Annotated in this window: 10 protein-coding genes; all 10 read left to right on the forward strand. The window is 60.4% G+C overall.

Going from position 1 to position 13,919, the window contains the following annotated elements; all coding sequences use genetic code 11:
* Positions 1-12 precede the first annotated feature (12 nt).
* The 10 genes from ADJ74_RS07575 (at position 13) to ADJ74_RS07620 (ending at position 13,893) form a co-directional block, all read left to right on the forward strand.
* Positions 13-1,116, forward strand: a complete 1,104-nt coding sequence (locus ADJ74_RS07575; RefSeq protein WP_050343191.1) for an adenosylcobinamide amidohydrolase — start codon at positions 13-15, stop codon at positions 1,114-1,116.
* A complete protein-coding gene (cobN, locus tag ADJ74_RS07580; RefSeq protein WP_050343193.1) occupies positions 1,113-4,796 on the forward strand; it encodes a cobaltochelatase subunit CobN in 3,684 nt (1,227 codons plus the stop codon). Before ADJ74_RS07575 ends, cobN begins: the two co-directional genes overlap by 4 nt.
* An 18-nt stretch (positions 4,797-4,814) precedes the next feature.
* On the forward strand, positions 4,815-5,627 hold the full coding sequence (locus ADJ74_RS07585) for an AAA family ATPase (protein WP_050343195.1): 813 nt from the start codon (positions 4,815-4,817) through the stop codon (positions 5,625-5,627).
* On the forward strand, positions 5,617-6,921 hold the full coding sequence (locus ADJ74_RS07590) for a nitrogenase component 1 (RefSeq protein WP_050343197.1): 1,305 nt from the start codon (positions 5,617-5,619) through the stop codon (positions 6,919-6,921). The genes ADJ74_RS07585 and ADJ74_RS07590 overlap by 11 nt, the downstream gene beginning before the upstream one ends.
* Positions 6,914-8,191: a nitrogenase component 1 gene (locus ADJ74_RS07595; RefSeq protein ID WP_050343199.1), complete on the forward strand. Its 1,278-nt coding sequence runs from the start codon at positions 6,914-6,916 to the stop codon at positions 8,189-8,191. Before ADJ74_RS07590 ends, ADJ74_RS07595 begins: the two co-directional genes overlap by 8 nt.
* 93 nt (positions 8,192-8,284) lie before the next feature.
* Positions 8,285-9,250, forward strand: coding sequence for an ABC transporter substrate-binding protein (locus tag ADJ74_RS07600; protein ID WP_157040616.1), 966 nt, complete (start codon positions 8,285-8,287; stop codon positions 9,248-9,250).
* 15 nt (positions 9,251-9,265) lie between these two features.
* Positions 9,266-10,120, forward strand: a complete 855-nt coding sequence (locus ADJ74_RS07605; RefSeq protein WP_050343203.1) for an ABC transporter ATP-binding protein — start codon at positions 9,266-9,268, stop codon at positions 10,118-10,120.
* On the forward strand, positions 10,117-11,139 hold the full coding sequence (locus tag ADJ74_RS07610) for an iron ABC transporter permease (protein ID WP_050343205.1): 1,023 nt from the start codon (positions 10,117-10,119) through the stop codon (positions 11,137-11,139). Before ADJ74_RS07605 ends, ADJ74_RS07610 begins: the two co-directional genes overlap by 4 nt.
* A 1-nt stretch (position 11,140) precedes the next feature.
* Positions 11,141-11,872 carry an energy transducer TonB gene (locus ADJ74_RS07615; protein WP_050343207.1) on the forward strand — a complete coding sequence of 244 codons (732 nt, stop codon included), beginning with the start codon at positions 11,141-11,143 and terminating at the stop codon, positions 11,870-11,872.
* Between the two features lie 44 nt (positions 11,873-11,916).
* Positions 11,917-13,893, forward strand: coding sequence for a TonB-dependent siderophore receptor (locus ADJ74_RS07620; RefSeq protein ID WP_084708970.1), 1,977 nt, complete (start codon positions 11,917-11,919; stop codon positions 13,891-13,893).
* The last annotated feature ends 26 nt before the right edge of the window (positions 13,894-13,919 follow it).

The raw sequence follows: 13,919 nt of genomic DNA on the forward strand, positions 1-13,919 counted from the left end.
GTTGGCAACATCGTGGAACTGGTAAAGCTGACAACGGGGGACATCGCCTACCGATACGACAAGAGCATCGCACTGTTTTTTGCCGGTGCGCGCAAGGTACTCAGCACGTCACTATACAACGGGGGGTACCACGAGGATTTTACAGCAGTGTTCAACCGCGATATGACACAGGGCGCAGGGATGCCCTGTGAGAGCTTTGCAGACACCTATGTGGAGAGTATGCGCATTGTTGCACAGCGCATCGGTCTGGATCCGGATCGCAGCACGGGGATGGGGACGGCGGCACAGATGGAGAACGTCTCCGTACAGTCGCGCAGCTATAAGGAGCTCACGGTCACGGCCATTGTCACGGGCGGTGTGGAGACCAACGGCGGGCGTGTTGGCGATCCGGCATCGTACTACAAGACGGTTCCGAAGAAATGCGGAACGATCAACATCATCCTCGTGATCGACGCCGATCTGCCACCGGGCATTCTCGCGCGGGCACTCGTTACCTGCACGGAGGCAAAGACAGCCGCACTGCAGGAGCTCATGGCGGAGAGCCGTTACTCCTGCGGGCTTGCCACAGGATCGGGCACCGATCAGACCATCGTCGTCGCCAATACGGAATCGCCGCTGTACTTCGAGGGGGCGGGCAAGCACTCCAAACTCGGCGAGCTGATCGGACAGGCGGTCATAGCTGCGGTCAAGGAGACGCTCGGCAAGCAGTCGGGGCTGACCCCTGCGCGCCAACACAATCTCCTGCGTCGACTGCGCCGCTTCGGCATCACCGGAGATTCTCTCTGGCGTGACTATGAGGCACGGGAGCAGACGGTACACCTCATCAAGCCGCGTTTTTTGCAGATTCTCCACGAAATCGGGGAATGTCCGGGCGTCTTTGCCCTCGGTGTGAGCTATATCCATCTTTGCGATGAGTTTCTGTGGGGGCTGCTCACGGAGGAGGAGACGCGTGCGATGGGGACGCATTTTCTCATGGAGATGGCACGCTGTGCAGACGTCCCATCGCCTGCTGAGGGGCAGGATGAAGAGGATAACATGAGAAGAATGACACGATTTCTTGTGGATTCTGTTTGTGCAAGGGCAGAAAAGCTCTCGGAAGAAAGCGGTACGATATGAGGATTGCAGTCTACACCAACATCCTGCGCGTGCGCGTGCTCGCACGCCGCTGTGCAGCGGATATGGAAAAGCCGGAGGTACGTGTGTGCGCCGTCGACGGCATGGATCGCTGGGAGGAAATGCGCGCGGCAGCGGATCTCCATCTCTTTCTCTGGATGGGCACAGGGCTGGACAACGACTTTTTGAAGCAGGCGTCGCGCGATTTGCAGAAACGTCGGATGCTGCATCTGATTGTCGTGGACAATGCGGAGCATGACAAGGTGACGTATGGCTTCTCAGAGGAGCAGATTCAACTGACGTGGGCGTATTTTCGCTATGACGGCGAGGAGAATATGTGCAACCTCTTCCGCTGGCTCGGCAGAGTGTTCGGAGGGCTTTCCTGCACGGCAGAGCCGCCCAAACCGCTCGCATGGAACGGTGTCTATCATCCGGCATGGGCGGGAGATCCCGAGGACATCGCGGGCTATCTCGGCGCGCATTACGTGGAGGGACGCCCGACGGTCGGCGTGATCTTCTATCGCTCGGAGTGGATTACGGGAGATTTTACCTATCACACGGCACTCATCCGTGCGATTGAGGCGGAGGGGATGAACGCCGTCGCCGTGTTCTCGAACGCCTATCGTGATGAGCGCGTGGAATCTCCGACCCTGATGGAAGCAATCGAAAAATATTTTTGCAGGGATGGAACGCCCTACGTCGATGTTATCATCAGCACGATGAAGTTCTCTCTCAAGGCAGGCGGTACGCGTCCCGAGGATCTCTATGCGCTCGGTGTGCCCGTTCTTGAGGCGTATACCGTTCTCGCGCCAAAGGAGGAGTGGGAGCGCTCTCCGGCGGGGCTCGATCCGATGGAGGTCTCGATGAGCGTCGCCATGCCGGAGTTTGACGGTGTGATCCACGCCGTTCCGATTGCGGCGAAGGTGCGCGATGAGGCCGGCGAGGTCAGTTATGCGCCATTGGATGAGCGCGTGGAGCGGATGGCACGCAAGGCGCGGAAATGGGTGGCATTGCGCCATAAGCCGAACGCGGAGAAGAAAGTCGCGATTGTCTTTCACAACTATCCCGCGACGAATGCAAACATCGGCAGCGCCGCGGGGCTGGACTCGCCCGAGAGCGTCCTCTCTTTGCTGAGGGCAATGCGGACGGCGGGCTACGTCATGGAGGAGATCCCGGAGAGCAGTAAGGCGTTCATGAAGCTGCTGACGGATCACGCGACCAATGATCGCCGCTTTATGACGATGGAGCAGGCAAAGTCTGCCGATGGGCAGCTGACGGCAGCGCAGTACGGCGCCTTTTTCACGGAGCTGCCGGAACAGGTGCGTACACAGCTCGAGCGAGACTGGGGCGATGCGCCCGGTGATGTGTTCAATCACGATGGGACACTGCTCATCCCGGGCACGCTGAACGGGAATCTCTTCATCACGGTGCAGCCCCCGCGCGGCTTTGGCGAGGATCCCGGCAAGCTGCTCCACTCGCCGGACGCCGCTCCCACACACCACTACATCGGGTACTATCATTGGCTGCGCGACATCTGGCAGGCGGATGCGGTCATTCACGTCGGGACGCACGGCTCCCTCGAGTGGCTGCCGGGCAAGAGCACGGCGCTCTCGAACCGCTGCTGGCCGGATGTGTCGCTTGGCGATCTGCCGGATATCTATCCCTACTGGATCACGATTGTCGGGGAGGGGATTCAGGCAAAGCGGCGCGGTGCGGCATGCCTCATCAGTCACCTCTCGCCGCCGATGGAGCTCGCGGGGGAGTTTGAGGAGATCGGAGAACTGGAACAGGCGCTCGATGAGTATGTCCATTTTCGCGCAGCACAGCCGGACAATATCGAGGCGGCGCAGGAGCTTGTCCGTGAGAAAGCTGCCGCCTGCCACTTCGAGGGGGAAATCGACGAAGGCGATTCCTTTGACGACTATGCCGATGCCCTCCACAACTATGTGACCGACCTCAAGAATATGCAGATTCGCACGGGGCTGCACATCCTCGGACGTGCGCCTGCGGGCGAAGCGCTGATCGATTTCCTGTGTGCGCTCGCGCGCATGGAGCATGGCGGGGAGAAATCCCTCGTCCGTCTCGTGGCCGAGCAGTCGGGGTACGACTATGAGGAGCTGCTCACACACAGCGAGCGCATGACGACGGATGGCATGACCTATGGGCGAAAGCTGGATGCTGTCGAGGCAGAGATGCGTGCGCTTATCTCCTTCCTTGCGGCGCATGACTATGCACCGGAGGCCGTCGCGCGGGCGATGGAGCTGTCCGTGATAGCCGGCTCCTCGGAGGAGATGCACGCCGCCTTTGCCCATGCGCTGCATGAGGTCGTGGAGGATATGGTGCCGCGCCTGCGCCGCACGGAGGGGGAGATCACGGAGACGCTGCGTGCTCTCACGGGGCGTTACATCGAGCCGAGCCCTGCGGGCGCGCCGACGACAAACGGCGTCGATGTACTGCCGACGGGGCGTAATTTCTACGGCCTCGATCCGCGCTGTATGCCGACGCCCGCTGCATGGGAGTATGGCAAACAGCTGGGGAACGCGCTCATCGAGCAGTACATCAGCGATGAGGGGCGCTATCCCGAGGCGGTCGGCATCGTCTTCTGGGCGGGCTCGAACATGCGCAGTCATGGACAGTGTATCGCGGAGCTCTTCTACCTCATGGGCGTGCGTCCTGTCTGGCGGCGTCCGTCGCAGCGTGTCTGCGGGCTTGAGATCATCCCCCTCGCAGAGCTCCAGCGGCCGCGCATCGACGTGACGGCACGCATCAGCGGGCTGTTCCGTGATGCAGTGCCGAACGCCATACGCTGGGTGGATCAGGCAGTGCGCATGGTGCGCGATCTCGACGAAAGCGATGAGGAGAACTATGTGCGCAAGCACGTCCTCTCCGATACGGCATGGCTTAAGGAGCAGGGCGAGACGCAGGAGAGTGCATGGGAACGCGCCTCCGTCCGCATCTTTGGCGATCCGCCGGGAGCGTATGGCGCAGGTGTCGGCGACCTGCTCGAGTCCAAGGCGTGGGAAACCCTCGATGACCTCGCTGCGGTCTATACGCGGTTCTCGGGAACAGCGTACGGCGGCGACGGAATGGCGCGTGCGTATGATCCGGAGGTCTTTCAGCGCCGCATGGCGGGGCTGGATGTCACGGTCAAGAATGAGGATACGCGCGAGACGCACATGTTCAGCTCGGATGACTACAACGCCTACCACGGCGGTATGATTGCGACCGTGCGGGCACTGACGGGCAAGGCACCGCGCTCCTATACGGGCGATTCGAGTGACCGGCAGCGCATTGTCCTGCGCAGCGTTGCGGAGGAGGCGGCGCGTCTGTTCCGTGGGGAGGCGATGAATCCAAAGTTCATCGAGGGGATGAAAAAGCACGGCTACAAGGGTGCCTCCGATCTCGCCAACTATCTGGCGCACAGCTATCAGTGGGACGCGACGAGTGCCGTGATGAAGGACTGGATGTACGAGGGCTACGCGCGCAAATATGTCCTCGACGCGGAGATGCAGGAGTGGATGCAGGAGGTCAATCCATGGGCGCTCCACCGCATGGCAGAGACCTTGCTTGAGGCACAGCAGCGTGGCCTGTGGAACGCCTCACAGGAAACGCTGGACGAGCTGCGCAGCCTCTACCTCTCCATTGAGGGTGATTTGGAGGAACGGGCAGAGGGCAGTATATGAGTAAGAATAGGTGAGCTTATGAAAAAAATTGCGTTCTATGGCAAGGGCGGCATCGGCAAATCCACGACAGCTGCGAATGTGTCTGCGGCATTTGCCCAGATGGGGCGGCGTGTCTGTCAGATCGGCTGCGATCCGAAAAACGACTCGACGCGTCTGCTGCTCGGGCGTATTGCCCCGTCCACGATCCTCGATCTCGAGCGTGAGAAGAAGGGCGCGGCACTCACGCTTGACGAAATCGTGCACGAGGGTGCCGGCGGCGTGCGCTGCATTGAGGCGGGCGGCCCCGATCCGGGGGTCGGCTGTGCCGGGCGCGGGATCATCGTGGCACTTGAGCGTCTGAAGGCACTGCATGCCTTTGACGATCTGGATGTCGTACTCTACGATGTCCTCGGCGATGTGGTCTGCGGCGGATTTGCCGTTCCCATCCGCGAGGGGTACGCTGAGGAGATCTACATCGTCTCCTCGGGCGAGCTCATGTCGCTGTATGCGGCGAACAATATTGCAAAGGGCGTGAGCCGCTTTGCTGCGCGTGGTGCGGTAAAGCTTGGCGGCATCATCGGCAACGGGCGCGACGTACACAACGAGCGCGAACTCCTTGCGGCGTTTGCCGCGCGTATCGGGACGCAGCTCATCACCTATATCCCGCGTTCGCGCGCTGTGCACGAGGCGGAGATCCATCGACAGACACTCATCGCCTACGCACCGGAGTCAGAGCAGGCGCAGTACTACAAGGCACTCGCGCATGCGATTGATACAAACGAAATGCTGACCGTGCCGACGCCGATGGCGTTCGAGGAGCTCGAGGAACTGGTGGAGAGCTATGGGGATTGAGGTCAAACGCGTCGGAGTGCGCCGTACGAACTGCAGCTGCAGCATGCCCGGTGTCTGGCGTGCGCTCTCCTTCGTGCGCGGTGCGCTCGTCGTCTTTCACAGTCCGCGTCCATGCGCCCACATCGCGCACGGGATGGACGTGAGCAGCTTTCATCGGCTGACAGCGGCGGGCACATCGGTGCGGCTCTCTCCTGTGCCGCTCCTGACGAGTGGGCTTAGCGAGAACGAGGCGGTCTTTGGCGGTGAGGAGCGTCTGCGCGAGTGCATTCGCTTTGCCGCACAGAAATATCATCCGCAGGCGGTGTTTATCGCCAACTCCTGTGTGAGCGGTGTGATCGGCGACGATACACAGGCGATCGCGGCGGAGATGGAGGAGGAACTGGGGCTTCCGGTCACGGCAGTCTCGGCACATGGCTTTCTCGACGGGGAGTACTATGCGGGCTATCTCGATGCTGCACGGACACTCGTGGATCGCTTTATGCAGCCCGCCGAACGAAAGGAAGGCACCGTGGTGCTCCTCGGCGACTGCGGGGGGATGCACGGTGAATATGTCAAGGAACTGCGGCGGCTGCTCTCCCTACTCGGTCTGCGCGTGACGGGACAGTTCCCATCCTATCTCGCGCTCGATGAACTGCAGGCGGTACCGGAGGCGGAGCTCGTCATCCTCCTTGGCCGTCGCATGGACAACGAAAAGCAGGCACAACTGGCGGCGCTCGCCGCGCATATCAGAGAGCGTCTCGGGACGCCCTATCTTGCCGATGTCTACGCCGTGGGGGCGGAGGAGACGACGCGGTGGCTGCGGCGCGTCGGTCAGATCTGTCATTGTGAGGAGACGGCGGAACGCGCCATTGTGGCGGAGGAGGCTTCCTTCGTCGCTGCCGTGGAAAAGGCACACAATGATCTTGCGGGACGCAGATGTGCGCTTGCCATCGGCCGCGACCTCACATGGTTCCAGCCGGAGATCATCCTGCGGCTCTTGGACAAGGCGGGGATTGAACTGGACGGCATCGTTCTGCTGGACTGCTTCATGCCCGAGCGGCGTGCGGTGATGGAGGAGGAGCTGCAGAGACAAACCGATGTCCCCATTCATCATGAGGGGGATGCTGCGGCAGAGGAACTGCTGCACCGTGTGGACTTTGTCCTCACGACACATGAACTTGTCGATACGAAGCTGCGCCAGCTCTTCCTTGCGCTGCTGCCGTCGGTCGGCTGGTCGATGGAGCGCCGCCTGCTGGATGATATGCGGCGGATTCTGCATCGGCACGAGAGCAGGGGAGGGCTGATCTATGGATGATCGTGAAAAATCCTTCGACGATGTCTGTATGTGCACGGATACCTGTGCGCTGGCAGGAGCAACGGCATTTTTTGCTGGGATCAAGGATGCGGTGATCGTCGTCAACGGTCCTCTCTGGTGTCATTTCTTTGCCATGCGCCACATTGAGCACAGTCAGGCGACAATCTCCCATCGTATGCTCTGTACGCAGCTTGACAACGATGCGATTGTCTTCGGTGCGGAGGAGTATCTGCGCGAGGCCCTTGCTCCCTATGTGGAGCAGCCGCCCGCACTGCTTGCAATTATTAGCAGCTGTGCGGCAGGGCTCATCGGCGACGATGTTGAGGCGATTGCGCGCGGCGCGGGGATCACCTGTCCGATCGTCGCCCTCGATACGAGCGGCCTTACCGGCAGCTTTGCCGACGGCTGGGACAAGGCAGCGTGCACCGCACTGCCGCTGCTTCTGGCAGGGCGGCAGGAGACTCGGGCGCATACGGTCAATTTGATCGGCATGACGAGTACCTACTGCAATGGCGGCAACGATGTGTGCGAACTCGTGCGACTGCTTGAGATGGCGGGCTATCATGTGAATGCCGTCCTCGGCAGCGATCTGTCCGCTGCCGGAATGGCCACTCTGACGCGTGCGGCACTAAATATCGTCGTGCACGATGAGCTCGGACTGGGGAGCGCTCGCCTGCTCAATGAGCTCTGCGGCATGCCCTATCTCGCACCGCTGCCGCCGTATGGGCGTGCAGGGACGCGGCACTGGCTGCAGGAGATCGCCCGTGTGCTGCCGCCCCTACATGGGGGCGCGGCAGAGGATGAGATTGTGCGCGTGATGCGTGAGGACTTTCTGCGCATCAACGAATGCAAGAGCCTCTGGGGGGAGCTCTGCTATGACACAACGCTGATCCGCGCTCCGCGCTCCGTTGCTTGGGGGCTTGCGCAGGCACTTCGGACGGAGTGGGCAGATGTCTGCCATCTCGCGGTTGCGGCAGATGCGGCAGGGGCACGGGAGGCCCTGCCCCTCGCGGATGAGATATTGGGCGAGACGGATGCCATGCGGATACGGGAACTCCTTGCGGAGATGGAGGACGGGCTGCTGCTCGGGAGCAGCAACGAGTCTGCCCATATTGATCCGCGTGGGACGCAGTATCTTCCCGTTGCCTATCCCGTGCAGGATGCGCTGTACTTGTCGGAGAGCTCGTTCATGGGACTGCGCGGCTCACGTCATATCGAGGAATTGCTGTGGAATGGAAATATTTTGCGGCGCAAGCAAATGATTCGATAAAAATAACACAAAGAACAATCAAAACACTAGAAAATTATGCTATAATTCATGTTTGTGTCTGAAGGGAAGGAGACTATATCATTGAGAAAATACATGGCACTCCTCCTCTGCGTGCTGAGCCTTCTGCTTGTGGCGTGCAGTCCGTCGGGACCCCGTTCGTCGGAGCCTGTCGCATATCAGGTGACAGATACGGAGGGGACGGTCACCGCATTTCCTGCGCCGCCCAAACGCATCATCACACTGTCGATGAGTACGGATGAGGTGATGCTGGGGCTGGTCGAGCCGGAACGCATAGCAGCGGTCAATGGTCTCCTTGACGATCCTGTGAGCTCCAATGTGACAGAGCTCGTAAAAGCGATTCCACACCGCATCGGAAATCCGACCGTGGAGGAGATCATGGCACTGCAGCCGGATCTCGTCGTTGTGCCGGACTGGGGGGATCTCTCCATCGTGCCGTCTCTGCGCGAGGCGGGGCTGAAGGTGGTCGTCTGCAAAGGGGCAAAGAACCTCACAGAAATCCGTGAGACGATCGCTCTGCTCGCGGCAGCGGCGGGCGAAGAGGAACGCGGCGCACGGCTGCAGTCTATGATGGATGAAAAACTGGCGGAGATTGAGGCAAAGGTGCAGCAGATTCCGCCGGAGCAGCGCAAGAGCGTCGTCCTCATCTCGCTCATGAGTGCCTACGGCGGCATTGGCAGCAGCTTTGACGAGGCCTGTTCTCTCGCAGGAGTTACGAACGGGCGCGCTGCATTTGGCATACGTGATGGACAGGTGATGACGAAAGAGCAGCTTGTCGCGATCAATCCCGACATCCTCTTCCTGCCGACGTACAACGATCACGGGAACTATGATGTGGACAAGTTCCGCAGGGAGTATCTGGGGGATCCCTCTCTGCAGACGATGAAGGCGATTCGGAATCAGGCGTTTGCCGAACCCTTCGAGGGGTATATCTACAACTGCTCGCAGGATTTTGTCTTCGGCGTGCAGGAGATTGCCTACCGCGTCTATGGCGACGTATTTCGGCAGCCTGCGGACGAGCATCTTTCGGCCGTGCACTGAGCACGAGGGGGGACGATGTTGGAGGAAATCATTCGCGTTGAGAAACTCTATGCCGGCTATCATGGCAAGGTGATCCTCGAGGACGTATCATTCTCCGTGGGGGCAGGGGAGATCATCGGGCTGATCGGACCGAACGGCGCGGGGAAGAGTACACTGCTCAAGACACTGCGCGGAATCCTGCCGCCGCTCGCTGGGCAGGTGACACTGATGGGGCTGCCGATACAGCTGCTCTCGCCGCGTGACTTTGCGCAGCGTGCGGCATACCTCCGCCAGGGCGGAGAGATCGCCTTTGACTACACGGCGCTGGATGTCGTTCTGGCGGGACGCTATCCCTACCTTTCGTGGTGGCAGCAGGAAACGGAATCAGATCGCGCCATTGCGGCAGCGTGTATGGCCTATACGGGGGTCTCGGAACTGGCTGACAAGCCCCTCCACGCCATGTCGGGCGGACAGCGGCAGCGTGTCCTGCTCGCAAAAGTGCTCGCACAGCAGACCCCCGTGCTCTTCCTCGACGAGCCGGCGACGGGACTGGACGTGATCTATCAGGAGGAAATCTTCCGTTTTTGCCGTGAGCTTTGCGCGGCGGGCAAGACCGTGCTTCTCGTCGCACATGAGCTGAGTCTGGCTGCGCGGTTCTGCTCGCGCCTCCTTCTCATCGGGGGCGGCGGGCTGCTCGCGGACGGGCGGCCGCAGGACGTACTGACGGACGCGCTCTTGACCCATGCGTACGGCGCACCTGTGCGGGTCACCGAAAATCCGATGACGCATCACATGGAGGTCTATACGGAGGCAGATGAAAGCCGCGCGGAGAAGGAGGCACTCCTCCGCGTGATCCTTGGGACTTCGGCAGAGGGAGGGACGGCACAATGAAACAGCGTGTTTTTTTCGCGGGGCTCGTTGGGGCGCTCGCTGCGGTTGTCGTCCTGTCTCTGTGCTCGGGGCAGTATGACATCAGCGCGGAGTACGTCGTCGCGTACTTCGCTCATGCCGTGGGACTGCCCATTCTCCCGCACGTCGTCCTCACACCGGAGCAGGAGGCCGTTCTTCTGCACATTCGCCTGCCGCGCACGCTCGTCGGCCTGATGGTCGGCGCCGGGCTGGGCATATCGGGCGCGGTGCTCCAGGGGATCTTCAGCAATCCGCTCGCCGATCCCGGCATCATCGGCGTGTCAAGCGGGGCATCGGTCGGTGCCGTGCTCGCCATCGGTCTCGGTGTCGGCGCATCGAGCGTGCTCCTGCTCCCTGCCTTCGCCTTTGTCGGGGCGATGCTCGCCGTGGGGCTGACCGTATCGCTCTCCATGCGCCACGGACGAATCCCGGTCATGACACTGCTCCTCTCGGGCGTTGTGGTGGGGATGTTCCTCGCCGCGTGTACGGCGGCCATTCTCACGGTTCTCAACGAACAGAAGATGCAGCAGTATCTCTTCTGGACGATCGGCGGTTTAGACTATCGCCGCTGGGATCATGTTCTCTTGGGGATTGGGCCAATCGGCGTCGGCGCATCGGTGATGCTGCTCCTCGCGCGCCATCTGAATCTCCTCGCCTTCGGCGAGGTGGAGGCGCGCACGGCGGGGATGTCTGTGACGCCGTTTCGCCTGCTGTTCCTCGTGCTTGCGGCACTCACTACGGCGACGGGGGTCTGCATCAGCGGCAACATCGGATTCGTTGGACTGGTTGTTCCGCACATGATGCGCTTGCTCGTTGGTCCCGATCATCGGCGGCTGCTTCCGGCGAGCCTTCTTGCGGGGGCGGTATTTCTCGTGCTCTGCGACTCCATCGGGCGCATCCTTCTCCACGGGATGGAGATACGCGTCGGCATCATGACGGCATTTATCGGTACGCCGTACTTCCTGTATCTGCTGCGGCGTCGTGTGAAATTGGAGGGGTGAAATGGATACGGTAATGGAGGAAAAACGGGGGACCTACACAGCACTCAGCCTGTCACTGGCGCTGCATGTGATTCTCCTCTTGGCGGCGGGGGCATTGGGACTGTTCTCGATTGCCGTGCCGCAGACGGGGGACACGCCCGTGGAGGTCACGCTCTACGATTCGGGATCGCCCGCCGCGGCTGCCGCAGGTGATTCGGCACCAGCTCCGGCAGTGAGTGCGGTGAGCGACGTTGTGATCGTCGACAAGACACTTCCGCCCGAAACACCGCAGGAGACATCGAAGCAGAAGAGCAATCCCCAAACATCTGCCACATCGTCAAAAACGTCAGACGGCACGCAGACGGGGACGACGGGCAGCAGCGGCAGCAACGGCGGCGGTGACACAGCGGGGACAGGGACGAAGGGCGGAACGTCCGGCACATCGGGCGGCGGAGATGCAGCTCCTGCCGCACCTCCCGCCCCGCCGGCAGAGCGCGTTGCAGCTAGCCTGCGGGCAGAGGCAACACCTGAGTACCCGCAGGAACTCATCGAGGATGATGTCGAGGGCTCGGTGACGGTCAAGATTCTCGTTGCCGCAGACGGCTCGGTCGAGTCCGTCAAGCTCATCTCCTCCTCTGGCTACAGTGCGATGGACCGCGCTGCGATTGCGGCGGGGTATCGCTTTCAGTTTAACCCGGGAGACAATGGACGAAAGGGTGTTTTTCCGTGGACATTTTACTTCCGTTTGGAATAAGGCTTGGAATATGAGAATTGCTATCTTTTTGGGGGGGTATTATCATGAGACGATGGAACAAGAAAATACTGACGACGGCGGTCCTGCTCTCCGCACTGACAGGTCAGGTCTATGCGGAAGAGTCCGCAGCGGTGACAGACGATCACACGCTCGGCGAGACCATTGTCACGGCGACGCGGACGACGAAGCGTGATGTTGATGTGCCGGCTGCGACGGTCACCATTACGGCAGAGGATATTGCACGGAGCGGCGCGGCAACGGCATCGGATGTGCTGGCAAAGGCGGATGGGTTTACGTATACCTCCTTTGGACCGAACGGTGCGGCGATGGCCAGCATGACAAACGAGCTGAACATCCGCGGCCTGAAGGGCGGTGCACTCGTTCTCATGAACGGCAATCCGATTGCATGGCGCGGCAAGTACAATCTGGATCAGATCCCTGCGAGCACGATCGAGCGCGTCGAGATCGTCAAGGGCAGCGGATCCGTTCTCTACGGCAGTGATGCAGTGAGCGGTGTCGTCAACATCATCACAAAAAAAACAATGCCCAACGAGGTGCATGTCGGCGTCGGCAACTATGGGCAGCGCAGCTATGGCGTGAGCGTCGGCGATGAGAAATTTGGTTTCTACTATAACTACGATAAGTGGGGACGGCAGAGCGGCGTCACCAATACAGACTATGCCGTCACGCATTTTCATGGGGCATCGCGGACGGACATCAGCAACGTCATCAAGCGCAATACGGGACTGACCTACCGCATCAATCCGCACTTGGATTTCCAGCTCGGCTATTACGAGACACAGGGGATGTATACGCGTACCTTTACCGCTGTTGATCCGGCGCATAACACCTATCACATCCATGTGGGTGATCCGATGAATCGGCGCAAGTACGAGACGAAGCAGTACATCACGCAGCTGAACTATCATGACCATGTATGGAAGGCGAATCTGTTCTTCAACACGGGGACGCTGGATTATGCCGGTGTCGTTCATTTCCCCGAGGCATTTTCCAGTGCCACACCAAATCAACGCTATCATACGCGTGAAAAGAATACGTCTTACGGGGTCGATGTGCAGCGTACGTGGGAGGTTCAGCCGAGAGCCACGGCGGTCGTCGGCATGGATCTCGGGCATGAGATCTATGCGAAGCTGCCGACACCTGCCAGCACGGAGGACAAGCGGTACGCACGCAATAACTGGGGACTGTTCGGACAGTGGGAGCAGCGCTTTGATGCAAAGAATACGGGGATATTCGGCCTGCGCGAGACGTGGACGACAGGGGCGGCACGGGGCCAGAACTACAGCAACCTCAGCGCCTCGGCACAGTGGCTGCATAAGCTCGACGCGCAGAGCAGCGCCTATCTGAACATCACGCAGTCCTTTGTCATGCCGACGTTCTCCCAGATGTATACGGATAACGGCCGACAGAAGGCAGCACCCGATCTGCGGCCTCAGAAGGGGATCAACTATGAGATCGGCTGGAAGAAGACGCACGGCGGTCATGCGTGGAAGGCGGCACTGTTTCACATGGACGTCACGGACAATATCTCTGCACGCCTACTTCGGTCGGGGCAGTATCAGTATACCAATGAGGACTTTCGCAATACAGGGATTGAACTCTCAGATCGCATCCAAGCCAAGAATGGGCTTTCCTATCGCTGGGGCGTGACACTGCAGAACCCTCAGGTGAAGAACACCATGAAGAATCGCGGCTGGGAACGAAGCTTCGGGCGGGTTCAGATCACAGGCGGGATCTCCTATCGGCGTGGGAAGTGGACGTCCGATCTCTCTGCGTCCTATCTGGCAGAGCGCGTCCAGCTGCCGTCCAAAGAGCCTGCCTATGAGACGAAGCCGTACCTGCTCACCACATGGAATACGGTCTATGCGCCCAATGAGAACAGTGAGATCCGTCTGCGCATCGACAACGTACTGGATCGGCATGACAGCACATCCCATGCTGGGTCGGAGTACTATACGGCACCGATTAACTACCTCCTGAGCTACAGCTACAAGTTCTGATGCCGCGGCGCGCTATGACAGGAACG

It is taken from the genome of Selenomonas sp. oral taxon 478, assembly GCF_001189555.1.
GTDB lineage: Bacteria > Bacillota > Negativicutes > Selenomonadales > Selenomonadaceae > Centipeda > Centipeda felix.

Bases quoted from the DNA above. Each gene is read 5' to 3' on its own strand.
- cobN (WP_050343193.1), top strand. From the start codon at position 1,113: ATGAGGATTGCAGTCTACACCAACATCCTGCGCGTGCGCGTGCTCGCA.
- ADJ74_RS07600 (WP_157040616.1), top strand. From the start codon at position 8,285: ATGGCACTCCTCCTCTGCGTGCTGAGCCTTCTGCTTGTGGCGTGCAGT.
- ADJ74_RS07620 (WP_084708970.1), top strand. From the start codon at position 11,917: ATGAGACGATGGAACAAGAAAATACTGACGACGGCGGTCCTGCTCTCC.
- ADJ74_RS07615 (WP_050343207.1), top strand. From the start codon at position 11,141: ATGGATACGGTAATGGAGGAAAAACGGGGGACCTACACAGCACTCAGC.
- ADJ74_RS07605 (WP_050343203.1), top strand. From the start codon at position 9,266: ATGTTGGAGGAAATCATTCGCGTTGAGAAACTCTATGCCGGCTATCAT.
- ADJ74_RS07585 (WP_050343195.1), top strand. From the start codon at position 4,815: ATGAAAAAAATTGCGTTCTATGGCAAGGGCGGCATCGGCAAATCCACG.
- ADJ74_RS07595 (WP_050343199.1), top strand. From the start codon at position 6,914: ATGGATGATCGTGAAAAATCCTTCGACGATGTCTGTATGTGCACGGAT.
- ADJ74_RS07590 (WP_050343197.1), top strand. From the start codon at position 5,617: ATGGGGATTGAGGTCAAACGCGTCGGAGTGCGCCGTACGAACTGCAGC.
- ADJ74_RS07610 (WP_050343205.1), top strand. From the start codon at position 10,117: ATGAAACAGCGTGTTTTTTTCGCGGGGCTCGTTGGGGCGCTCGCTGCG.